This window comes from Paenibacillus agilis (assembly GCF_007786455.1).
Lineage (GTDB): Bacteria > Bacillota > Bacilli > Paenibacillales > Paenibacillaceae > Paenibacillus_B > Paenibacillus_B agilis.
Map to the genome: position 1 here is coordinate 2,525,874 of NZ_VNJK01000001.1, position 23,646 is coordinate 2,549,519.

A 23,646-nucleotide genomic window follows, 5' to 3' on the forward strand; every position below is an offset into this window, starting at 1 on the left:
GCATTGGGTTTACGATCAGACGACCAACTTAGAACTTTGTCCAAAGAGGTGTAGGATGAAATTAAGACCTATCGATATTGCTAGAAAGCTAAATATTAGTACAAGTGCTTTGCGGCATTATGAGGATTGGGGCATTGTTCCGCCCATCGAGCGCGGAGCAAATGGTTATCGGATCTATACCGAAGTGCATGTCGCTTACTTCGAATGTATACGAGCTTTGTCTGCTGGATTCGGTATGCAGCTCACAGCAGATGTCATGCGAAAGTTACAAGCAGAAGAAATGGATGCTGCACTATGGATGGTTAATGAGCGTCAAGCATCCCTATATCAAGACAAATTGATGGCTGAGAAAACAATTCAACTGTTGGATGAATTGGAAATGGATGAATGGAATACGAAAGGCAGAACGAAGTGGATGACAATTGGGGAAATTGCAGAAGAAACATCGATCCCAACTTCTGTACTTCGACATTGGGAACAAGAAGGACTTATAACCGTAGAACGTGACCCACAAAATGGTTATCGCAGGTACAATCGTTCTCATATTAAGCGCGTACTGCTTATTCGCTCTTTGCGAACTGCGATATACTCACTAGATACTATTAAAGAAGCACTTCAAGGATTGGATCATAACAATATTGAGCAAGCGAGAAAGATCGCCTATGATTCACTGCAGCATTTACATAAGTTGAACAAAGATCAGCTTCGAGGCACTCATTATTTATATCGTCTATGCAAAAAGTTGAATTTGATAGAGTAATTAATAATGAGTAAATACTCTGAAAACTAAAGAACAGAATCCTCTCTTAGTAGATTAAGTTACTTCATTCACTACAGAAAGGGGATTCTGCATGATGGACATGCCGCTCATTCACATACTATTTAAAAATAACTACTCATTATTTTCCTTTTGATGAATACCATCGCTCAACTACTATTGAATATAATTGTATATCCAATGAATTTTTGCGTGCAATCTTTTCGATGGTATCTCTATCTAACGTGTCCAAGGAAGTCCGATTCGGGTTGCTATTTTCCCGATATAACTTCGGGCTTCTCTTCCAGCCGAGCGCATCGCGCATCGGTTGCAAACACTCCTTATACTTATCCGTGACACCAACACATGCAAAATGACGCCTCAAATGCTGCTGCACACTTGCATGATCGGGAAAGATCGCATTTTCTACCCCCACCTCATTATGAAGTGCTGGAAAATAAGGAAATACCGTTGCCAACCCCAATAACTTGGATTGCAAATTGCTAGTAAATAGATCAAATTGCTGGTCTGAAATAAATTCATGCAAACTTTTGTCCACTACCAAATGATAATATTGATGCAGAGGAATGCTTCTAATGTAGTCATATAAAGAGATAACTAATTCGACCGGATTACGAAGAATTGTAATGTATCGATAAGGACGTCCAATCCACTCATGAATACCATAAGGAAAATGACCCGATACAATTTTTATTTTTTGATTTTTATCTTTGCATTTCTCAATTAACCGTTCAAAAGACCATTCCGGGTCATCGTGCAGAAATGCAATCCGGTTCGCGCTATAGTGATCTTGGATTAGTCTGTTAAATGATGTACCGCCTGTCTTAGGAATGTGTATAAAAATATCCAGCATGTTCCGCACCCGGCTGGCTCCCTTCCGATAAGCTCTATATGTTATTCTATGCAAGCGTATACGAACAGGAGATGAGGCCAACATCACTATGGATAGCCGTATAAAATAGTAGCTTATAGGGTTATATGCAAACGCTGCACTGCATGCAAACAACCTAAGCCGACTACGGAACAACTGTACAAGATTCGATTATTAACTATGTTTCACTTTATTCCCGCTTACGGTCTGCCTTTAATCGTGTTCTGAACGCGATAATTGGATTTGCTCATCAGTTCTTCCTCAACGACAACTCCATTCTTCTTCTTTACGCGCTTCGTTTCCACGACATAGCCAGGTTTTCCTTTTTGAATCGTTTTTGTTTGCTTCGAACGTGAAATACTATTGCTCTTATACACAGTCTTAGGCTGTATCTTTTTCAAAACTCGCGTTTTTATTTCATACGTGACCCCTTCTTCTTTTTGACCAAGGATGCTGATTGTGATTTTGCTGTTGTCAGTCTTCGTTTGGATCGTAACATTAGCTTCGGTATTATTTCGAATGGTAAATTCGATGCTGTTATCTGCGTAAGTCGCATCCCGCCCTAGCGCAACGTAGCCTACTGGGAGCGAATGACTGCGACGTTCTACAATTTCAAGTCCACTGAGAAGAGCTGCATTGTATAACGTTGATGACGTCTGGCAAATCCCTCCCCCATACCCTTCAACGAATTTGCCATTCACGATAACTGGTGCTTTTTTCAAACCATATGACTTCTTCGTCTTTTGGACCACATCGCTGTAGTTTAATGATTCTCCCGGTTGCAGCACGATGTTATTTAGCGCTTTTGTACTTGATTTAATGTTATGTGTGCGCCCTCTGTGGCCCGGTGCAATTTTGGTGGAGAAGCTGGCTATGACTTTGGCAGGAGCTACCGTCGCAGACTTGGATTTGGTCTTCGATTGGTTTTTTGTTTGTATCGCTGCTGCATTCGTACTTATTTCTCTCTGTTTACTGTCGTTGAGCGCCGAAATGCTCAACCCATTGGTCATCGCCAATGAAGATACCATTAGCAGCATGAACATGTATTTTTTGCGTGTAGTCTTTCCTTGTTGAATTTGTCCCATGATTTCTCCCCTATACTCAAATGTGACAACCTCTTCACTCCGATTTTCAATCCGGATATGAATATATATAATTTGATCTGCAAATGAATGACAACATGGTTTCATAACAATTAATTAATTGTTACTATTGGTAACATTGGATAGATTCCCCTTCTCATTCAATACAAAAAAGACTTGTTCCATGCACAGAACAAGCCCTTCCCCGTATGTATATAGTTACTTTTATGAACCGTTCCAATTCATTTCATAAACGAAGTGTCTAGGATATTCGAACGAAACGACTTCACCACTTACTTGCTCATGATTTGCTCATAATGATAAACATGGTTCCCCTGCCTTTGGCTTTGACCCACCCGGTACATAGCTTCAGCCACATCTTTAGCCTGAATCGGGCTATATTGGCTCCATTTTCCACGTGCAATCAGCTTAATTAGCGGGCTTACCATCATAATCGCACGTTCCCTAGGTCGTGATTCACTCCGTGACCCAAGCAATAGCGACGGTTGGAATACATGAACAGATGACAAGCCTACTTTCTTAACTTCTTCCTCCACATCCCCCTTAACTTGAACATAGAAAAAAGAAGATTTCGAGTCTGCACCAATAGAAGTAACCATTAAAAATTTGCTCGCTCCGCATTGCTTCGCCATTTTTGCCATCACTAGCGGATATTCAAAATCCACCTTACGAAATGCTTCTTTTGAGCCTGCCTTCTTGATTGTTGTACCCAGGCAGCAGTATACATCATCTACATGCATATGATCGACATATTGCTCCAAATGATCAAAGTCAACCACGATCTGCTCCAGCTTCGGATGATCGAGCTGTATATTTCTTCGTGTAAAAATCTTGACTTTGTCATAAGCTGGCTGCTCCAACAATATATGCAGTAAATGTCCTCCGACTAATCCTGTTGCGCCTACAAGCAATGCTGTTTTCTCTTTTAGAATCATTTGCTTCACTCCTTACATGCCAAATATTAAATAAATACTATTAGCTTGATATATGTATAAATAACATCATAACATGTCTGCAAATCAGAGAAAAATAGATGGTGCGAGTCACAGTATTGGCATTGATAAACTACTTAAAGCTTGCACAGCAGCATATTGTATGGAAGACGATAAACGACTCCATTGAAATGAAATACCCCTCAGACAATTGCTTAACAATTGACCGGGGGTACATAGTTATGTCTATATTCCCTTGCCTATTTTGCCATAGGGTTCATATCAGATAGCACATTCTCCAAATCCGTGGAGAAGCGCTCATGAAGCTGTTTAATCTCTTTGTCTTTTGTTTTGTCCGCATACAATTTCAAATCTGCCTCGCATTTTTTCAGCAATGCAAGTAATTCACCTGGCGGCGATGTCTTTTTCTTGTTGACGTTTATATGATCGGCGTACAGATCCAAGTACATCTCTTGCTTGGAGTCCACTTGCGCAATATAAATTTCATCTTGTTTGACGCTGTATTCATCCAGCTTCTTTTTAAGCCAGTTACGATCCAGTCCCATTTCCTTAAGTGGCTTGTCCAATATTTCTCCATCCATAATGACAATTTGCGGCACATGTTCATTTTGGATAGATAGCCCAAGATCTTTAGCCGTTAGTGGTTGATTCTCTTTTGTAAGGAGTACGTTAATCTCCCCGCTCGGCTCTATACTCGCAAATTCCACATCAGCAAGACTAAAGGCATTATTTTTGCGCAATTGCTGCATAAGCTCGTCCGCAGTGATTCTTTCTTTACGCAAATTATGCTCTAAAATTTTTCCACTTCTTACGAGAACCGTCGTTTTCGTATCAATAAAGTCCCTCGCTGTTTTGCTCTTTAACTGGAGGTAGTCAACAAGCAAGGATATCCCCACCCACACGACAATGGAAATAAGACCGTAATACCACTGTGCATCCAAGTCTAAAGATATGTATGCTGCCAAGTTACCAATCGTAATCCCCGTTATGTATTCGAATAAAGATAGCTGAGAAATTTGTCGTTTACCCAACAGCTTCGTCATTAAAAACAGCACCACGACAGCAGATAGCGTTCTTAATAATATTTCTAATTCACCGGGCATTGCCTAAGACCTCCGTTCATATCGTCAAACTCCATTTCTTACTGTTGACCAACATGAACAGGATTATCCATAAATAAGTGCTCTATTGATGTTTCGCCCGATCTAGAAATATATAAATCCTAGAAATCTTGATTTCGCTGCATATAATAGAAGGTTTGCTTAATATCCTCCACCGTGTATTCGTTTATTTTTTGAACTTCCTCACTACTTAGCAATGCACGGAAATCATCAACCATTTCTTTGGGATATAAAGTAAACTCCCCTAACGTGTAGTTCAGGAAATAAATTCGATTATTACTTTCTTTTGAATCATCCGATTCGATAAACGCGGTTTTAAATTCTTCATATAATTCTGGAATAATGGCCACTCCATTTTCAACAAGTGCTAGAACTGCTTCATAATCGGATTTCAAACATCGAACTATTTTGCTGTTATGATTCATTCCATGCCTTTCTTTGTTGAATTCTTTTAGCCAATATTCAATTTGCTTTTTTAATGGAAGAGCTCTAGCCTCTGCTTTTAATTGCTCAAATTGTTCATCACCAGTTTGAATTTCCGGAAAAATACGATAAAGAAGCGAAAGCGGTACGGTTTGTCTCATTGTCAAACTGTAATCTAAACCCTCGTTCTGTCCAGTTTTTGCATAAATAACGAAATCTTCTGTTGTGTTCAGTTGCTCAATATCAAATTCTTTAAGTCGCTTGGCAGTTTCTAGGGCGATGAAATAGCTTTGTTCTTGAAATATAATGTTCTCTAATGCACACTTAATATCTTTAAAGTCCCCCACGTACTCTGGTAGATGATATCCCAAATTACTGTCAAATACCGTATGATATGCGGTAATATATCCTTCACGCATAAGTTCAAATTCATCATTGAAAATCTCAAAAATATACTCAAAAGATGCTTCATCATACTTAACGTCAGAGTTATTTTTATACGTCTCTCCCAAACCTTCAAGCGTATTTACATAGAAGGCAAATAAATGATTATAATCTGTATACACGGATATCGCATACACATCTTTGTTATCTTCAGATGCAGCAAATTTAGTGAGATGATCTCGGCACGATTCATAGAAAGCATCAGCCATTTTATCTAAAGTAATACTGGGTACTGAAGCGGGTAGTTGATTGCAGCGAAAAACTTCATTATCTTCTGTAACTATTACGTAAAATTCATTTACGTTCCGAATTCCTTTAATCACTCTACTTAAAATAACATCGTAGTTATTCATGCTGGAGCCCCTTTTGTAAAATATTATAAATATGATTATATGATATTATATTCATAAATAGTGAGCTAGAATATTCAATTTACTCATTACCCTAAAGCAGTTATGAAATCATCTAGTATCACTGCTATTTTTACAACATGTCATTTGATTAAAGAACGCTTAAATAGCACCCTCCATAACGAACATGGAAGGTGCTCACTAATAAACCTTACATTTACAACCCTTGTATCACTTAAATCCCAGACCATACATCCTTTGCATATCGTCCTTCTTCCAGCAGTTTTTCAAGCCAAGCCGCTGATTCACGATCATTCTCCCCATGCACTTCCTCCCATGCACGCTGCAGCGTCGCCTCCACATCTGGTGCCATCTTGCTGCCGTCTCCACATATATACAAGTGTCCGCCCTCATCGAGAATACGGATTAGCTGCTCTGCATCACGAGCCATTAAATGCTGAACATACGTCTTTGGCTCGCCTTCTTTGCGGGACATTGCGGTATGTAGAGTAACAATCTCCTCTTCCTCATATTGCTTCAGTTCATCGTGATAAATAAAGTCGCTTTCACTACGGCAGCCAAAGTACAAATGAGCGGGCCCCAACGGATGACCTTCCTTCTTGAGAGCACTCCGTGCTTGCAAAAACCCTCGGAAAGGAGCAAGGCCTGTACCTGGGCCAACCATAATGATTGGTGTTTCTGTATTGTTCGGCAGTTGGAATTCAGTTTCCGGTGTGCGCACGAAAATAACGATCGAATCTCCCGCCTGGCGTTCCGCCAAATAGTTTGACGCGACTCCTCTGTACTCACCTTCTCCGCTGTATGCAGCTTCACGAACAACACCAACGGTGATGCTCGCCTGATTAGCATGAACACGCGGTGAGCTGGATATCGAGTAGTATCTTGCCTTAAGCGGCGGCAGCAACTCTAGAAATCGGTCAAATGACATTTCACAAGCTTCATAGCGCTCCAGCAGATCTAACATCGTTACCCGCTTCTGCTTAATTTGCGACTTATATGCCTCTTCCTCCAATAACACTTCCAACTCTCGACGATGCGGCGGACAGACGGTAGAAGAAGCAAGTTCACGAAGCTGCGCACGTGTAGCAGCCTCCTGCAATTCAACACTGTGACTAAGCAGATCGAGCAAGCTGACAGGTCGCTCTAACGGCAAATGAGCAGCACTGCGCCCTGTTGCGCTTAATATTAGATGATCAGTAGCCTCCAGCTTAAAACGGCGCAATACTCGTAGAATTAATTCTTTGCGGTTTACAGGTAGCACTCCAATATGATCCCCTTCGCTATAGGTAACTCCCTCTGGAAGCGAAATTTCGATATGACGAGTACTTCGTTCGCTATCTGGACCTTGCAGCTCACGGTTATCTACGATCTTGGCATGAAACGCTTCATACGATTCTGCAAGCGGTGTACCTACAATACCGCTAACAAACTGAACAGTGAGGTTGTTCGTTTCCTTAGCTGTCTCCTCATTTAGTTGCAATCCTAGAGCAGACATCACATCCTGCCACATTTGCTCGCGCCAAGTCTCGACTTGTATTTCAAAGTCACCGCTTGCATCCCCTTCACCAAGCGAAGTAAGACGCACTGCCCCTCTTGCAGCTAGCTGTTCATCGATAAGTCTAGGTACTTCTTGATACGTACTTGCCCAGTTATGATCACCGCAGCCAAATACCCCATATCGCACACCTTCGCATTCAGATGGGTCAGCTTCCTGAATCCATTTTACAAACTCACTCGCATTGCTCGGCGGCTTGCCATTATACGAAGCAGTAACGATAAAGACAGCACCTTCTTTAGGCAGCTTACCAGCCCAATTATTCAGGGGCGACACTTCCGTACGAAAACCTTGATTACGCGCCATGTCTGCTAGTTCACGTGCAATTCCTTCGGCTGTGCCGAGATTCGATCCATATAAAACAAGCAATGGCGTGTTGTGGCCCTCTACTCGATTTTTAGCTGCTACTGCCGTATCGGCTTGTTTTGGTTGAGCAGATTCGTCAACCCCGGCTATCGTAAAGCCTTGCTCGCTTCGAGGATGGACCCGCATCGTAAAGCCATCTGGCTTCAATGTCAGCGATTCCTTTACTTTTAACTGATAATTTGTATGATCAATAATCTCAAAATGCTTCAGCACCATACCTAACACTAGCACGGCCTCTTGCATCGCAAACTGCTGCCCAATACAAGCTCGCTGTCCGTTACCAAATGGCTTAAAAGCATGATGCGGTACTTTGCTAATATCCTCAAAGCGTTCTGGGCGAAATGCCTCAACATCCTCCCCCCATACAGCCTTATCACGATGAACAATTGGAACTAATACGTTGACACTATCCCCTTTTTTCATTGGATACTTTCCAGCCAGTATCGTGTCCTCTTTCGCAAAGAGTGCAAACGCTGGAGCGGTAGGCCATAAGCGTAACGATTCATTTAGAATCATGCGTATGTAAGATAGCTCTCGCACTTGCGTATAGGATGGAACCGCATCGACCAATACGCGGTCGACTTCTTCATACGCCTTTTGCAGCTTATCTGGATTTTTCAGTAAATAATATAGGGCAAAGGATAATAATCCACTGGTGGTCTCGTGCCCTGCAATCAGAAACGTAATAATTTGAAACCGAATATTTTCATCATCCAATCGCTCGCCCGTTTCAGGATCCCGACCGTTCAACATATGAGCAAGCAGATCATTTCCACTTGCCTGTCCATGTGCTTTGCGCTCTGCAATGATTTTGTCCACTAACGCGTACATAGCTTGGATATCATGCTGAAATTGGCGCTTTGTAACGACCATCAACTTCTGTTGAATGTTAAGTCGCTGCAGCTGACCCATTGCCTCATCCAATGCGCGAGTCATGCTCGTAATAAATGGATGTGACTGCTCCCGGTAGAAGCTATTGAAACGATAGTCAAACCCGCACAGCCCGATCGTATCCAGCGTAAGTCGAGTCATATCTTCAGCAACCTCTACGCTCTCATCTGGATTCAGCCGCAGCCATTTTTGAATCAACTGCACAGCAATGTCCACCATCATCTCATGATAACCACGCATCGCCATTTGGCTAAAGCTCGGCAGCAAAATGTTATGGGCTCTCTGCCAGTTCGGTTCTGTCGTCGCACTTGTAAACAATCCGTCGCCGGTAAACGCTCTTACTTTTTGCAGCGGAGCCCACACTCTTTTATCAAAACGTGTCTCATCACAAGCATCCTCAACAAGCTCATGACCAGATATGTATAATTCTTTTCTTCCCCCTGGCAATTCCAAACGGAAAATAGGCCCTAATTCCTCCGCTAGTCGCATTAGAGACTGCACAGGTGCTTCCAAATCCAATTGTGGCAAGTTGCCTAATGGACCAAACGACTTCGGCTGTGGAATATGCTGTTCCATTCGTTCTCAAATCCTCCCTGTTCATCTGCTTCAATTAAGTTTGTTTTCTTGTTAGTATTTACTATTTGAGAACAGGGCTTAATCTATCCATATAGAGTTATATTACAGCTAGCTTATATTTGTACCACCGAAATTCTCTGTAAAGAAAGAAACTGACCCATTCTTTAGAGAATTATCCATCTTTATGATTTCTTATTTTAAAAAAAGTCCTGTAGGACCAAAATATAAATTTACTATGTAATAGTATCTAGCAGATTAATCATCTACAAAACTAGAATGGAAAGGAGACTCTCTATGTTAAAAAGGTATCCTTACTTCTAGTCGCCTTGTTCCTAATGATTGGTTCATTGGAGAAATTACTCTATGGACAAACAGAACAGATTCATGGTCTTTCTTCAATATCAGCTGGCTGGGTTATCATTAGTCAGAGCTCTTACTGGAAAACCATTCAGTTCGTAGGTTAACCTAGTTCTGCATAATATAAACGAAAAAACGAAGTTGGGACTTGGATGTAGTACATCCCGTCTCCAGCTTCGTTTTTTGTTGGATTATGAGCAAGTCATTTTAATATAGTATTACTCGGCACGCTACCAAGCACGAGATGGTGATAACGTTATTTCAATGCTAAAACTTGATAGTGAACTATGAACACTGAACGCTCATTAAAATCTAAATAGTTGACTAACAAATGACAGCAGAACCTCTGACATGATACGAATCGTCACATAAGCGCCGACAATAATAAGTAAAATGCTATACATCAAGTCAATCCGCTCACAACCGGGCTCATGGTAACTTAGCAATACAAGCAACGGTGCTACAAAAATTGCACCTGTAAAAGCGATTAAGAGAGGAAGTATAAACATACCAATATTTAAAAGTGACATCAATATTGCAAGAATAAGCAACCCCACAAACGGCAGCAGTATCGTACCAAAACGCGCAATAACCTCTGTATAACTCGCTTGATAACGATTCAGCACAATAACACCAAACGTAATCGCTCCAATCAAAAGCAAAAATACAATATAACCAAGAAATGGCTTCACTACTGTTTCAAAAAACGGCACATCACCAAACAAACCGATGCTCGACTGGAGTTGAATATACAAAATTAACGGGATAAGTAAAGCATAGATGCCCATCGTAACAAGTGCTTGAATAAGATGTGATTGGGATATCGTTTGCAATCGCTGATAAGGTGAACGGATGTTATCCATAACGTAACTAGCATACATTTTTGAGGATTCGCTGGCCTTCTGCATACGCTCTTTCGTCAGCATGGAATTAGAGGTTGGTTCTGTCCCTTGGTTTAACTGCGCTTCACCATAAGAAACTCGCTGTGATGACGATAATGGTTGAGACGAATGCGCTTCCCCTTGTATCTTTTCTGGCAATTTAGCACCACAATGGATGCAGAACACGCCTTCGTCCGTCGTATGTTGACAATTCGAACAAGTAATACTCATTGATCTTTCCCCTTCCACATGAAAAATTTCCAGTTAAACCCTTTTTCCAACATGTTTCATTATCACCGATATTTCGACAATAGGCAATACTTACGTAGAATTACTCTGGTATTAACACCTGTTCTGTTGTCATATTTATTTTTGTGCAGGCTATGTCAGGATGTACTGAATTAATTTACGAACGTATTTTTAACACGTGTTGATTTCAAGAAGTAGGGAATAATAATGGCACAATAAATACCGCTTCGTATCGTGTCTTTCCAAATCTCAAAATCACCGTTAGTATTCATAAGAGAAATTATCGCGATCGGCTCTAAGAAATCAACTACAAAAGTTGCAATATTAATAGCGATCATCAATTTAGGGAAAATTTTCTTTTTACGATACATACAAATTAGCGCCCAAATTAATACTACGATCATAATAATACTGAATACGGTCCCAAACCAGATGAGCCACATGTATTCAGGAAATGCTAACTTAATATATTCCATTTGTTCTTGCATCGTATCTGACATTAATGCCAGCAATCCAATCGGAATAAGCACTAGATTGAGATAAATCATAATTTGTACAACAACGAGCCAGCCACCCAAACCTTGTATCTTGTACTCAAATTTCTTTAAGCCTTCTATCTTTTTCTCTATCGTTTCTGTTTCCATTTGTTCACCCTTGTATCATATTTGTAGAAGAGTCCACTCTTCTGCTTATTTATTTTTGTAACATATGTAGATTTATACCTATTACCCTGACATAGCCTTTTTCATTATGACAAAAGCGACACTATTTGTATACCATTTCATGGTATCGTCATTGACGGAACCACTCTTCACACGATTTATTTCTATATCTGTTTGTCCGATCATACGGCAGAATGTGCATGTATGGCTAGTAACATATCCGTTTTTTTCGAGTCGTTTGAACGATAAATACAGCGTTCCTTCTTGAATTTCAAATGAGTTGTGACTCCTTTTCTTTACTTCTTTGCTCAAGCTATATCCGTACATACGATACCTTTCAAAGCAAGGCATAAATTAAACATAAATATAAGAAACGATTTAAAAAAGCGCAGGGAACTAATATCCCTGCGCTTTCATTCCTTTCATCCATGAACGGAACTCCTCCTAAAATAACTAAAGCAAATTCACTATCGGGTAGATCTGGATCAGCAAACAGCACGTTTCTACAGTTTATATTTTAAAATTTGGAGTGACTCAGATTGCAATTGCTTGTAGTGGTCGTTTATCTGCCTGCTGGATGTTTCAAGATCCCATAATCTCATATCAGGAACTCAGCCTCACAAAAAGCAATGCCTCAAAACCAATAGTCAGGAGCTAGGATTTTGCGATGATAGTCCAAAATAATCTAGTTTTAAACATGAATTATTCTGAACTTACATCGTCACTCTCTTTATCTCTTCTAGCGATATTCCCTCATCGGCTTATTCCAAGCTACCGCAGCAAGACTCACCACCAGCGTCGCAATCGCACTAACCGTAAGCGCTGTCTCTGGACCGTAACTATCCGAAATCGCCGAACAAATTGCAATCCCAACTGGTGGCGTAACACCAATAATCGAACCAAGAATGCCAAATACACGCCCCTGCACCGCTGTATCGATCTCAACCCGCAGCATAATATTGATAATGAGCGTACTAAACGCAAACAAACACCCTATTATCAAAATTAAAGGCAGAGCTGCGGCCGCTGAATCAGCTTGTGCAATTAAGTAGAAGATCGGGCCCATCCCAACTGCTCCCGCAATCACCCAGTAGCCTCTTCGACCAAGCCGTTCACTAAACGACATAATACCGATAGAACCTATTAAATAACCTAACGGAATAGATGCTTCAATCAGCCCAAATACAAATCCATCCGCATGCCATACCTGCACAGCCATAACTTGAATAATCATAAAGGATGACATGAAGCTGCAAGACAATACAGGCATTAGAATGAGACCTGCTTTGGCATACGGATTGTGCAAGACAACCTTGAATCCTTCACGGAAATCTTCAATAAAGCTGGATTTCTGCCCTGTACTGCGCTCCATTTTACGAGGGAACTGACCTGCCGCCAACAAGCATAACGTAGATATGAGAAATGCCCCCGCATCAATTAATATCGCGACAACGCCGCCGAACAACGCAACGGCCATTCCACCAAAAGCAAACCCAGATACTCGAATAATGTTATCCGCAATATTAATAATCCCTATTGCCTGTGGAATCTGTTCCTTGCCAACAATATCGGCAAGTGATGAATGAAATGCCGGTCCGTGGAACACGCCAGCAAATGCAACTAATGTCGTCAGTATGACAAGTACATAGAAAGGTACATCTGGCTGCGTCATGACAAAAGCAATCCCTAACACAAGCACTAAACGGCATACATTCGAGATCATCATTAGTGCGCGACGATCGATTCGATCCGCAAAAGTTCCCGCGAAAGAGCCGAATAATACACCCACGATTAAATGTGAAATGACAATGACAGACATTTGCTTTGCACTGCCTGTAGTCTGCAGCACCCATAAGTTTAATGCAATATTGTGAAACATATTTCCAAACAAAGAAACCGCATAACTAGCAAACAATCCAATAAACGTACGATTGCGCCATAACGATGTATTCGCCTGACGAATACCTACTTCTTCTCTTGCTAATTCCATCATCAAGTCTCCCCTACATGACACTTAAACGTTTAAGCTTAGAAATAAAAAACAGATGTCACTCTGCTTTTTTGTTCATCCTCATTTCACTTTTATATATTTATCGATAGGAAGCTCCCCATCCAGCTTCAGCAGCTGTATCATCAATTCAAAGCTAATTTGTGATTTATTCTCTATCGCAGACACTCGCTTGGCTCGTGCAGGAACCATCTCAGGGCAACCTGATGTGCAAACAATCGTCAAATCAGCTGGGTCAGCATATTTGGCGGCAAGCGTTCCTATAAATTCATTGAAAATAATACCTTTGCTCCCGGCAGGCTGTCTGCTTATAAATTCAGTTAACTGCGCCTCATCCTCCATCACATACAGTTGACTATCCTCGACACCAATTGCATCTTTGATGGCCTGCACATAAGGCTCATTGTAATAAGGTTCTATAACATAATAACAAGCATGACCCACATTCCATGATTGTGCGGTTTGGAGCGCTAACTCATAGTCATGAATGACTTTATAAAACAACGAATCCTCTACCAAACTATCAACCACGACCAAAGGCACACCAGCAGGAAAATGAAACGAAATGGAATAAAAATGTTCCTCTTTTACATCGATTAAGAACACACCATCCAGCTTACGCTCAGCAATAATCCCCACTTTGGGTTTCTCTGCCTCTATGCTAGATAGCACAACGTGATAACCCCGCTCGGTTAACAACTGCTCCAATTGATTGACCATGTCAGCATAACGAAGCTGTCTCCACCACGGTTCATTTGCAGCTCGATTAATCAAAATACCGATTAAACCCGTCTTGCGCTTTACAAGAGATCGAGCCGCGAGATTGGGTACATAGTTCAAGCGCTCTGCTGCTGTCAGCACCCGACAGCGTGTTTCATCTGTAATCGTCTGCTTCGGGACGTTGTTCAATATGTAGCTTACGGTTGCTGTGGACACATTTGCTTCCTTCGCGATATCTTTAATCGTCACTTTCTTCAAGCAATCACCTACTCATCTCCTAGTTCTTATATTCCAGCCTAACTTTCCAATCCTCTTCGCAACTTAAACGTTTAAGTTATTGTACCATTATCCAGCTTGTGTTGGCTACATATCGATCAATATACACGAAAAACATACATTAGAAAGCTTGTTTTCGCAATACTCCCAAACCTTCTTACGCATGTTTTTTTTCATATCTCAATACCTATAAAAAGTTATGCATGACTCTAAAAGCCAAACAGCACTAGCTCATTCCGATTTACTTCGTATCCCTCGATACACGGCCATTCCTCTCGCCAACACCGTTCTAGCTGAACTCGGTTCACAAACAAGATTCCCTGCTACCACGATAATAAGTACGACAAGTGCTGTAATGACCGCCGAGACGAACCATTCCCCTAACGAGCTTACTCCCATTGCAAAAAAGAACGTACACACTAGGATAGCAGCAGCCCCCAGCCCCATGTTGCGAATACTTCGAATGCATCCATACCTTGGAGATTGCTCTAAGATCGTTTTTGACGTGTACCAAATAAGCTCTGGTGTTCGATACAGATGAGCACAGAACATTCCTAATAATACCCCTGCCGCGCCAAACCATTGCACGAATAAAATAGAAGCAGCCAGACTGATCGCAGCCTCAATAATAGAAGGAATTCTCGTTTCTTTAAAATGACCTGCCGCTTGAATGAGCATATGATGCGGCGTGCGCAGATTGCTTACGATCCCAACCGCAATAAATAAGACAGCAAGATCTGGTCGGAGATAGTCCGTATCCTGAATGCCGACGGTATATATTTGTATAAAGGGAATAAGGAGCAGTGCCGTGCATGTGTACACCCAAGTGAGCACAATACCGTACAAATACTCAAAGCTTTTGAAGCTCTGCCTCAACACCGCTGTCTCGCCTTTAGCATGCACTTGCCCAAATGACGCCATTAATCCAGAAGAGAAAGAGGAGATAAACATATTCACAGCGACAAGAACCATACTGTATATCGAATAGACGCTTACTTCTTTTAGATTGCAAAATATCGTGATAATAATAGGCGCTAAGCCAAATACAACGATTCCATTAAGCTGATGAATAAATACATTCTTTCGCTGATTCAGCGCCTTCATGTCAGGTATGGCTCGATAGTCGATCTGCTTATATTTTCGAGTAATATACCACTTAATAAACATAGCCCTTGAGGCGAAAATAAATGTCGCAGCGGCCTGCATCGTAAGCGCATCAAAGCCAAATGTAATCAGTAAAATGCATACGACAGCATTAAGTATAACTCCGGCAGTTTGAATCAGTGAGAGAATATAGCTTTTCTGATCCGCGATAAGAAGCACACGATATTTGCCGATTAAATAATACTCTGTCAAGCCACTTCCCGCCATAATGAACACCATCGCCCCTGCCGTAAATACAGAAATTTGAGCGTAGACGAGAAAAGGATAAACAAGCACCGCCCCTACAGCAAAAATAGCAAACACCTTGCCCGTTCTGTTATAGAGCACTCGCGCCGCCGACAGAACGGCACTCACCTGGTTCGTGTCATTGATCGCTAGCGGACGATATAAAGCCGCAATACATGCAGCTCCAAGGCCAGCTTCCACCATAGATAAATAACGCATCACCTGCGTAATGGAAGCAATCATCCCATTCATAGACGAACCATATGCCTCAATGATAAAGCGCGGCAGCAAAATACCGACAAGTGCCGTAACGAATTGCAAAGCTAGACTCGCCGAAAGATTGTACAGCGCCAGCTTGCTTCTCATATTCTCCCGCTCCCTCGCTCAGCTGGCACAGTACCACTGCTGCCGATACCTTCCATCCGTTCAACGCTTTCCGGTTCTGTATAGTACAAATTCATAATAAGCAGCACGATATAGAAGTAGGTTGTATACATTCCTAGCGAATGCAGAGACAGCAAAAAAATCATCGTGGAGATGATGGGAAGAAACGCGAGAAAGCTTGGCTTTGATCGTGAACTCTCCAACCATGTTTCTGTGCGTACAACTACTGTCCCAGACTTAATCCGCTGTACATAAGCCAACAGCAATACAAATGCAATAAAGATAACTGTCCCCACCAAGCCCCATGCAACAAGTGACTCTAAATAGGTATTGTGTGGACCCATTTGCTGACCATGAACGGAAATACGGCTCTGCGGCAAATAACCAATAATCCCTCTCCCAACTAACAATTCCCACAAAGAAGAATCCCTGAAGACCGTCCAATACTGCTCAGCAAGAAAGGAACGGGAACCTGTCATTTTATCCAAGCTGCTTCCAATGGACATCCGCTCAATAATGGATTGCACCAAATTCATAACAGGAATGGCAAATACAGCTCCTAAAATTGCTACTGCCGCGATCATCTTCGAACGCATCCTTATACTGTTCCGATCGGCAGTAACTGCCATATAACCGAGCAATAAGAGCACCATAAATCCCATGGTAAGAAAATAGGTCCGAGATAATGTCGTTAATCCCAGCAACAACAACCCAAGTGAACTATAAACTAAAAGTGTATTCGGCTGTCGTGCTTGCTTGTACAGATGTAAGAGGAAAAAAGCCGCCATTAACACCATCATACCGAAACCGTTTGGATCACCACCTACACCTTCAAACCTGCGAAATGGTGCGGAAGTCAGCTCACTTGTTACACTCATTACCAAACCGCAAGCACTTGATACGAAAATACCGCAAGTAAACGTGTAGACAGCACGCTTGAAACTTGGTTTGAAGCTCATATCGATAATTAGCAAACTTGCATACAGCATCAACGCGATCCATCTTACAGTCGGACTCAGCCAATCCGATAAATAAGTGAACAAATGCAGTAATTCGAGCACTATAATGCCCAGCACGCCCAGCAATCCGGCTACATGCAGCTTCATGCTGCTTATTCTCGAAGCGACATGTTTCACTAGAGCAGCTAAAAACAGCATGGTTGCATAAGAGGAATCTGCCTGCTCCGTTACAAACAAGCTTAATGATGGAAGCAGAAATACGAGTAAGTAGAAGTTAGATTCAGCGGAAGAGATAGCTATGTAAATGCCCATGCACAACATGGCCACAAGAAGCAGCGAGGTTTGTTGAGTGCCGGCGTAGAGCATTAGCAGCATTGTAATGCTAGGATAGAACCAACCTAGTAGAGGAAACCGGCCTGCAATTGACATCGTGCGATTGCGTAGTTCTGTTCCTCTTAGCTCGTGACTGCCCTTTACGGAACGTTGCGACACTGCACATCTTCCCTTCTGACGCGAGCGCATAGCGCGATATTTATGCAATACACGCTAATGCCCTTATACATTATAGATCTGTAAAAGTCTGGTCAGGCTGCTGTTCACATCATAACCCCGCTCAGTCAGCTTAGCTCCGGCTTCCTGTTGATTACCTTGGCCCCTATCGATGCAGTTCAGTAATTCATAAGCCCATGCCTGCGCTCCAGCGGATAAATCCATAAAGGTGACCATTTCCGCGCCTATATCTGACTCCCGAGTTACCCCTGTGGATACAAGGCATGGGATCGCAGCGGCTTGTGCTTCTAATAGCGTAACAGGCAATCCTTCAAAGTGAGATGGCAGCAAATATAAGTCGAATACATTCATTAATGCAGGTATATCTTCACGGGAACCAATCATGAAGACATACTTCTCCAGCCCCTTCTTGTGAATGGTTTCCTCCAGCTCGGAATGCAGCGGTCCATCTCCTACGAATACGAAGCGAAACGGTACATTTGTATGATGGTTCTTCAATTGCTCTGCAATTTCCAGCATGAAATGATGATTTTTCACAGGCGATAATCTGCCTACATGACCAATGACAAGACAATCGCTTGGAATATTTAGCTCTCGTCTCAGCTGCTCACGCTCCCACGGTGAACGGTTGGCATACTGCTCGGGCTGGATCGCATTCATTAGTATAGAAAATGAACGTTCTCCATACATAAATGTGCCTGCATCTTGTCCGCAAGCGATCAGTTCGGTAGCTTGACCTATCGACACTGACTTTAGCAAGGGCAGTATGGCCTTCTGCCAGCGCTCTTCAACATTGCTCGTATGAATATGGCAAATACGCGTGTCGATTCCCGCCATGCGAGCGGCTAATAAAGCAAATCCACCTTTATAGCCGTTGTGAACATGTATCGCGTGATAAGGACCCTGCTCATGAATTAATTTCTTAAGTGCATGCATGTATCGAAAAATACCCTGCTTCTTCATATAATCAAAATAAAATACGCGCCCGCCCATAGATAAAATATCATCATGCAAATGTCCACGATTAAACGATGCAAAGTCAAACTGTACTCGTTCTTTATCAAGCGCACGATACAGATTCATCACCATAGACGTAATGCCACCGAATCCTGTTGACGGTATAACGTGCAACACTCGCTTCAACTCTTTGTTCATCCTTCGTACATCCTTCCACTATCATTGATTGCACAGCTGCTGCCTGATAAGCCATACGCACGTTGAATACTGTCAGCAGCATGTTCGAGCATAAATCCCCTTTCTAAGAAAGCCGCTCGAATCGCATCAGGACTCGGTCGTACTGCATTTGCTTGCTTGAAAATGGCCTGCATCCAGAAAGGCATTGGTTCACTCAAGTCTACAAATCGCACCGTGCCAAGTCCCATATCCGCTTCTTTAGGCAGTGCAGATGACAGCACACAAGCTGTGCCTGCAGCCTGCGCCTCTATGGCTGCTCCTCCTAATCCCTCATAAAGGGATGGCATAACAAAAACATCAAACATGCGAACGAGCCTCGGAATATCATCCCTGACACCGAGAAAGTGAACATAAGCAGCAAGTCCAGCTTCAATGACTTGCCGTTCAATCTCTAATCGCTGATCCCCACTTCCAATGAGAACAAGCCTTGCATCAATGCCAGTTTTTCGTAAATTTCCTAGTAGTCGAACTAAAAAGGTTTGATTTTTCACGGTGCGAAAACTTCCAATATGCCCTAGCAAAATACCGCATGGCGGAATTCCTGCCTGCTGTCGCAGAACGAACGGATCGATCTGATTCACTTGTTCATAGGCAGACAAGTCTATCGCGTCGGGAACGATCTCTACCTTTCCCTGCTTCATGACATGCTCGCCATACAAATACTTCCCTGCCGCCTGGCTTATTGCGAGTAGACGTGTTGCACAAGATGCGATAAGCAATCTGCCAAACAAAAGACCAACTCGTTTATGCAGTGATGCAGAGCGTGCTGTGCCCGTTGTTCGTGCATGACATACTCGGTGCGGAATGCCTGCCATCCGAGCTGCTAGCGCCACCGCCCCCTCATGATGAGCCGTATGAGCATGCACGGCTTGAAATGGTCCCTTTGTTTTCATTAAGTGATACAGATCCTGCATATGGCCAACCAGACTCTCCCTTGGGTGACGAACTACAAATCTCCTTCCCCCGAGCTGTGCAATTTCTTCATCAAAATAATGCTTCCCGCCCTCTAAACTAAGGAAGTCGAATTGAATGTGACTTCGATCCATATAGCGGTACAAATCCATAATGCGAGATTCCGCACCGCCTTTGTCCATTCTTGCAAATACATGCAGAACGCGATAAGGAGCATGAGTCATTCATCAAACCTCCCTTTCTAATTGGCGATTGAAATAGGCACGATACCATGCAGCAGCTGCGTCAAACCCCCGATGGAAATTCCACTCCGCCGTATAGTTCAATAACGAACGGGCTTTGGAAATATCCGCAAGACTATGCTTAATATCCCCCTCCCTATCAGGTCCAAAGTTCGGACGATACGGAATAGACAGCTGCTCGCACATCATGCGAAGCATATCAGCGATAGTGAATGATTCAGCGCATGCAATATTGAATACCTCGCCATTTGCCTCATCCCCAGCCACACAAGCTTTCAGATTGGCCTCGATAACGTTGTCAATATAAGTGAAGTCCCTTGTCTGCTTTCCATCTCCATTTATCGTAGGCTGCTGTCCTTCCAATAAAAGCTTTGCAAACAAAGGAATGACTGCCGCATAAGTAGAGTAAGGATCTTGTCTTCTGCCAAATACGTTAAAATAGCGAAGCCCCACACAAGGCAGCTGATACAGTCGTGTGTACAAAGAGCCGTAATATTCATTAACCGCCTTCGTAACCGCATAAGGAGACAATAGCTTCCCTTCTTGCCCTTCAACCTTAGGTAGATGCTCTGCATCTCCATACACCGATGAAGAGGAAGCATAGACAACTCTTTTCACCGAACCTGATAAGCGCGCTGCCTCCAACATATGAAGCGTTCCAACAATATTATTGTGATCATAGAGAATGGGTTCTCTAACGGAACGTGGTACAGATCCGAGTGCTGCCTGATGAAGAACATAATCGACCTGTTCGCAAGCTTCACGACAAACAGCTGCATCACGTATATCGCCTTCTATAAATGTATAGTTGGGATTGTTTAAGAAGGATGTAACATGCTCCTTTTTTCCTGTTGAAAAATTATCAAGTCCTCGCACCTTCATCCCCATCTGGAGAAGGGCCTCTACAAGATTGGAGCCAATGAAACCAGCTGCTCCAGTTACAAGGAACTGCGTACCCGCTTGAAAAGCAACATCACGATATCCCATCCTATTACAGCCTCCAATAGGTAAATCCTTTGGATTCAGCCTCACGTCGATCATAGATTCCTTTTATATCGATTAATACCGTACGATGAGGTTTATACAAAGAACGAAGCTCATCCAAGGCAAGGTTCTTATACTCCTTATGATTTACCGCGACAATTACAGCATCAACTAGCGGTATTTCGTTAGCCAGCTCAATCCCGTACTCGTTGTTTAGTACTTCATGATCTGCATGCGGATCTACGGCCACAACATCGATATGATACTGTTCCAGTTCCCGAATCATCGCAACAACTTTGGAATTGCGAACATCGGGAACATTTTCTTTGAAGGTCACGCCCATAACCAGCACTTTAGCCCCTTTAATCGAACAATTATCATAAATCAGCTGCTTAACAAGACTATCCGCTACGTACTTGCTCATATTGTCATTGATTCGTCTGCCAGCTGTAATGACCTCAGGATGATAACCAATTTCCTCTGCTTTGTACGTTAAGTAATAAGGATCAACACCGATGCAATGCCCACCGACTAATCCCGGTTGAAAGTTCAGAAAGTTCCATTTCGTACCCGCTGCCTTCAGTACATCCAGCGTATCAATCCCAAGTCGATTAAAAATAATCGAGAGTTCATTCATAAACGCAATATTGATATCGCGCTGTGCATTCTCAATAACTTTAGCTGCTTCTGCCACTTTAATAGAAGGAGCCCGATATACTTCAGCTTTGACGATCAATTCATACACGCCAGCAATCGTCTCCAATGTTGCCTCATCGGGCCCAGCAACGATTTTGACAACTGTTTCAAGCCGGTGAACGTTATCACCAGGATTAATTCGTTCAGGCGAGTAGCCTACTTGAAAGTCTATGCCAGCTTTTAAACCAGACTGCTGTTCCAAAATAGGCACGCATATGTCCTCTGTCACACCTGGATATACCGTAGATTCGTATACGACAATTGATCCTGTTTGCAAATGACTTCCTACGATAGAACTAGCGCTTATTAAGGCGCTCAAATCAGGCTTATTGTGCTTATCAACAGGTGTTGGCACCGCTATAATAATAAAAGAGGCCTCGCGTAGATGAACGGAGTTGCTCGTAAACCGAATTTTGCTCACTCGAATGGAGTCGCCCCCTACCTCATTCGTCGGATCAATTCCCTGATGATAAAGGCTAATTTTAGCCTCACTGCTATCATATCCGATCACACTCGCGTGTTTGGAAAAGGCCACTGCCAACGGCAAGCCCACATAACCAAGTCCGACAACCGCTATCGACCTCTTATAATCTTTGATCGCCTCCAACATATTTGACAGCCTCCATCGGTTGGATTTGCATCGTTTCCATAATCACTTGATTCACTTTGTTGACATCGTATTTATCTCGAACCATTCGCAAGCTCTGCTGTGACATCCATCTTAGCTGCTCTCTATTCTCGATCATCCAAATCATTTTCTCAGCAATTGCCGCCGTATCCTTAGGTGGAACGAGAAAGCCGTTAATTTGATCGACTACCGTTTCACGGCAACCTGGAGCATCTGTCGTAATGATGGGGCGACCTGTTGCCATTGCTTCAAGCACACAACGAGGCGTTCCTTCGTGATAGGAAGGCAAAACGAGCACCGAACATTGCTTCAAGTAAGGACGTACATCATCGGTTGCACCCATATATTCAATAGAGCCATCTTCTACGAAGCACTGCAGCTCCTGCTGCTGAATAGCAGTGGGATTCGTATCGAACGGCCCGAGAACAAGACAGCGAGCTTGCGGATACTGCTGTCTTACGAGCCTAGCTGCCTCCATATACTCACGAATTCCTTTATCTTTAAGAAGTCTGCCAACAAACAAAAATACATCTTGATCAGGCAAAGGCTGTTCTGTGAAAACACTCAAATTAACCCCAGAGCCGTTAATAAGTGCAGGCTGATCCGCACGAATAAGATTCATACTGCGCATTGCTTTCCTATCATCTGGGTTTTGAAAAAATACCCGTTTACAGCAAGCTAGCGCAAGTTTGTACTGGAGCTTTAAAATAAGTTTGACGATAACAGCTTTTATCGAGGATTTACGATTGCTGTGCAAAATAGACCCGAGGCCAGCAACCAAGGCATAAATACGATTTACTCCTGTTAATTTTGCTGCTACACATCCGTATACGATTGATTTGGCTTGATAGGCAAATACAAGGTCAGGCTTGATTTTATGTATGTACTTAATCAGGCGAAGAAAGGTTCGTATGTCTTGAAGGGGGTTCATGCCGGTGCGAGCAATGGGTACTGCGTAATAAGCGATTCCAAGCGCTTTGAATTCTGATTCCCATTTCTGCCCATGCTCAGGAGCTATTGCAATAACTTCATGACCATTCCTCTGTAACGCTCTGATCATGTCCAGCCTGAAAGTTAACAGCGAGGGAGCTAGGCTGGATATCAATAACACTTTCATTGGTTCCACCTCACACAATTCACAGT

At 42.6% G+C, this 23,646-nt stretch carries 19 protein-coding genes; 1 reads left to right on the forward strand and 18 read right to left on the reverse strand.

Annotated features, from left to right (window positions below):
• Nucleotides 1-55: 55 nt before the first annotated feature.
• Complete coding sequence (locus tag FPZ44_RS11295; RefSeq protein ID WP_144990217.1) at nt 56-760, forward strand: MerR family transcriptional regulator; 705 nt, start codon at nt 56-58, stop codon at nt 758-760.
• Nucleotides 761-899: 139 nt separating this feature from the next.
• Here the strand turns inward: FPZ44_RS11295 and FPZ44_RS11300 are convergent, their stop codons facing one another.
• The 18 genes from FPZ44_RS11300 to FPZ44_RS11385 all read right to left on the reverse strand — a co-directional run bounded on the left by FPZ44_RS11300 (nt 900) and on the right by FPZ44_RS11385 (nt 23,620).
• A complete protein-coding gene (locus tag FPZ44_RS11300) occupies nt 900-1,631 on the reverse strand; it encodes a sulfotransferase family 2 domain-containing protein (protein ID WP_261378380.1) in 732 nt (243 codons plus the stop codon).
• Between the two features lie 218 nt (nt 1,632-1,849).
• On the reverse strand, nt 1,850-2,734 hold the full coding sequence (locus FPZ44_RS11305) for a VanW family protein (protein ID WP_186786006.1): 885 nt from the start codon (nt 2,732-2,734) through the stop codon (nt 1,850-1,852).
• 290 nt (nt 2,735-3,024) lie between these two features.
• On the reverse strand, nt 3,025-3,687 hold the full coding sequence (locus FPZ44_RS11310; protein WP_144990223.1) for an oxidoreductase: 663 nt from the start codon (nt 3,685-3,687) through the stop codon (nt 3,025-3,027).
• A gap of 257 nt (nt 3,688-3,944) precedes the next feature.
• Nucleotides 3,945-4,808, reverse strand: a complete 864-nt coding sequence (locus FPZ44_RS11315; protein ID WP_144990225.1) for a DUF421 domain-containing protein — start codon at nt 4,806-4,808, stop codon at nt 3,945-3,947.
• Between the two features lie 119 nt (nt 4,809-4,927).
• Entirely contained in the window at nt 4,928-6,046 is a 1,119-nt protein-coding gene (locus tag FPZ44_RS11320; protein ID WP_144990227.1) for a hypothetical protein, read from the reverse strand.
• Nucleotides 6,047-6,278: 232 nt separating this feature from the next.
• The gene (locus FPZ44_RS11325; RefSeq protein ID WP_144990229.1) at nt 6,279-9,452 is read right to left on the reverse strand and encodes a bifunctional cytochrome P450/NADPH--P450 reductase; all 3,174 of its coding nucleotides are present in this window, start codon (nt 9,450-9,452) and stop codon (nt 6,279-6,281) included.
• Between the two features lie 662 nt (nt 9,453-10,114).
• Entirely contained in the window at nt 10,115-10,921 is an 807-nt protein-coding gene (locus FPZ44_RS11330; protein WP_144990231.1) for a zinc ribbon domain-containing protein, read from the reverse strand.
• A gap of 170 nt (nt 10,922-11,091) precedes the next feature.
• Nucleotides 11,092-11,583, reverse strand: a complete 492-nt coding sequence (locus tag FPZ44_RS11335) for a DUF2569 domain-containing protein (protein WP_144990233.1) — start codon at nt 11,581-11,583, stop codon at nt 11,092-11,094.
• A gap of 81 nt (nt 11,584-11,664) precedes the next feature.
• Entirely contained in the window at nt 11,665-11,952 is a 288-nt protein-coding gene (locus tag FPZ44_RS11340) for a helix-turn-helix transcriptional regulator (protein WP_144990235.1), read from the reverse strand.
• A 388-nt stretch (nt 11,953-12,340) separates the two neighbouring features.
• Nucleotides 12,341-13,594: an MFS transporter gene (locus tag FPZ44_RS11345; RefSeq protein WP_144990237.1), complete on the reverse strand. Its 1,254-nt coding sequence runs from the start codon at nt 13,592-13,594 to the stop codon at nt 12,341-12,343.
• A gap of 78 nt (nt 13,595-13,672) precedes the next feature.
• On the reverse strand, nt 13,673-14,578 hold the full coding sequence (locus tag FPZ44_RS11350) for a LacI family DNA-binding transcriptional regulator (RefSeq protein ID WP_261378381.1): 906 nt from the start codon (nt 14,576-14,578) through the stop codon (nt 13,673-13,675).
• Nucleotides 14,579-14,836: 258 nt separating this feature from the next.
• Complete coding sequence (locus tag FPZ44_RS11355; RefSeq protein ID WP_144990241.1) at nt 14,837-16,360, reverse strand: lipopolysaccharide biosynthesis protein; 1,524 nt, start codon at nt 16,358-16,360, stop codon at nt 14,837-14,839.
• Nucleotides 16,357-17,829: an O-antigen ligase family protein gene (locus FPZ44_RS11360; RefSeq protein WP_186786007.1), complete on the reverse strand. Its 1,473-nt coding sequence runs from the start codon at nt 17,827-17,829 to the stop codon at nt 16,357-16,359. The genes FPZ44_RS11355 and FPZ44_RS11360 overlap by 4 nt, the downstream gene beginning before the upstream one ends.
• 63 nt (nt 17,830-17,892) lie before the next feature.
• Nucleotides 17,893-19,002: a glycosyltransferase family 1 protein gene (locus FPZ44_RS11365; protein WP_144990245.1), complete on the reverse strand. Its 1,110-nt coding sequence runs from the start codon at nt 19,000-19,002 to the stop codon at nt 17,893-17,895.
• A complete protein-coding gene (locus FPZ44_RS11370) occupies nt 18,999-20,177 on the reverse strand; it encodes a glycosyltransferase family 1 protein (protein WP_144990247.1) in 1,179 nt (392 codons plus the stop codon). Before FPZ44_RS11370 ends, FPZ44_RS11365 begins: the two co-directional genes overlap by 4 nt.
• A 3-nt stretch (nt 20,178-20,180) precedes the next feature.
• Entirely contained in the window at nt 20,181-21,182 is a 1,002-nt protein-coding gene (locus FPZ44_RS11375; RefSeq protein ID WP_144990250.1) for an SDR family oxidoreductase, read from the reverse strand.
• Between the two features lie 4 nt (nt 21,183-21,186).
• Nucleotides 21,187-22,485 carry a nucleotide sugar dehydrogenase gene (locus FPZ44_RS11380; protein WP_144990252.1) on the reverse strand — a complete coding sequence of 433 codons (1,299 nt, stop codon included), beginning with the start codon at nt 22,483-22,485 and terminating at the stop codon, nt 21,187-21,189.
• Nucleotides 22,460-23,620: a glycosyltransferase family 4 protein gene (locus FPZ44_RS11385; RefSeq protein WP_144990253.1), complete on the reverse strand. Its 1,161-nt coding sequence runs from the start codon at nt 23,618-23,620 to the stop codon at nt 22,460-22,462. Before FPZ44_RS11385 ends, FPZ44_RS11380 begins: the two co-directional genes overlap by 26 nt.
• Between the last annotated feature and the right edge of the window lie 26 nt (nt 23,621-23,646).

Bases quoted from the DNA above. Each gene is read 5' to 3' on its own strand.
- FPZ44_RS11365 (WP_144990245.1), bottom strand. From the start codon at position 19,002: ATGAACAAAGAGTTGAAGCGAGTGTTGCACGTTATACCGTCAACAGGA.
- FPZ44_RS11355 (WP_144990241.1), bottom strand. From the start codon at position 16,360: ATGAGAAGCAAGCTGGCGCTGTACAATCTTTCGGCGAGTCTAGCTTTG.
- FPZ44_RS11340 (WP_144990235.1), bottom strand. From the start codon at position 11,952: ATGCCTTGCTTTGAAAGGTATCGTATGTACGGATATAGCTTGAGCAAA.
- FPZ44_RS11335 (WP_144990233.1), bottom strand. From the start codon at position 11,583: ATGGAAACAGAAACGATAGAGAAAAAGATAGAAGGCTTAAAGAAATTT.
- FPZ44_RS11330 (WP_144990231.1), bottom strand. From the start codon at position 10,921: ATGAGTATTACTTGTTCGAATTGTCAACATACGACGGACGAAGGCGTG.
- FPZ44_RS11345 (WP_144990237.1), bottom strand. From the start codon at position 13,594: ATGATGGAATTAGCAAGAGAAGAAGTAGGTATTCGTCAGGCGAATACA.
- FPZ44_RS11375 (WP_144990250.1), bottom strand. From the start codon at position 21,182: ATGGGATATCGTGATGTTGCTTTTCAAGCGGGTACGCAGTTCCTTGTA.
- FPZ44_RS11315 (WP_144990225.1), bottom strand. From the start codon at position 4,808: ATGCCCGGTGAATTAGAAATATTATTAAGAACGCTATCTGCTGTCGTG.
- FPZ44_RS11305 (WP_186786006.1), bottom strand. From the start codon at position 2,734: ATGGGACAAATTCAACAAGGAAAGACTACACGCAAAAAATACATGTTC.
- FPZ44_RS11370 (WP_144990247.1), bottom strand. From the start codon at position 20,177: ATGACTCATGCTCCTTATCGCGTTCTGCATGTATTTGCAAGAATGGAC.
- FPZ44_RS11325 (WP_144990229.1), bottom strand. From the start codon at position 9,452: ATGGAACAGCATATTCCACAGCCGAAGTCGTTTGGTCCATTAGGCAAC.
- FPZ44_RS11295 (WP_144990217.1), top strand. From the start codon at position 56: ATGAAATTAAGACCTATCGATATTGCTAGAAAGCTAAATATTAGTACA.
- FPZ44_RS11310 (WP_144990223.1), bottom strand. From the start codon at position 3,687: ATGATTCTAAAAGAGAAAACAGCATTGCTTGTAGGCGCAACAGGATTA.
- FPZ44_RS11320 (WP_144990227.1), bottom strand. From the start codon at position 6,046: ATGAATAACTACGATGTTATTTTAAGTAGAGTGATTAAAGGAATTCGG.
- FPZ44_RS11385 (WP_144990253.1), bottom strand. From the start codon at position 23,620: ATGAAAGTGTTATTGATATCCAGCCTAGCTCCCTCGCTGTTAACTTTC.
- FPZ44_RS11380 (WP_144990252.1), bottom strand. From the start codon at position 22,485: ATGTTGGAGGCGATCAAAGATTATAAGAGGTCGATAGCGGTTGTCGGA.
- FPZ44_RS11300 (WP_261378380.1), bottom strand. From the start codon at position 1,631: ATGCTGGATATTTTTATACACATTCCTAAGACAGGCGGTACATCATTT.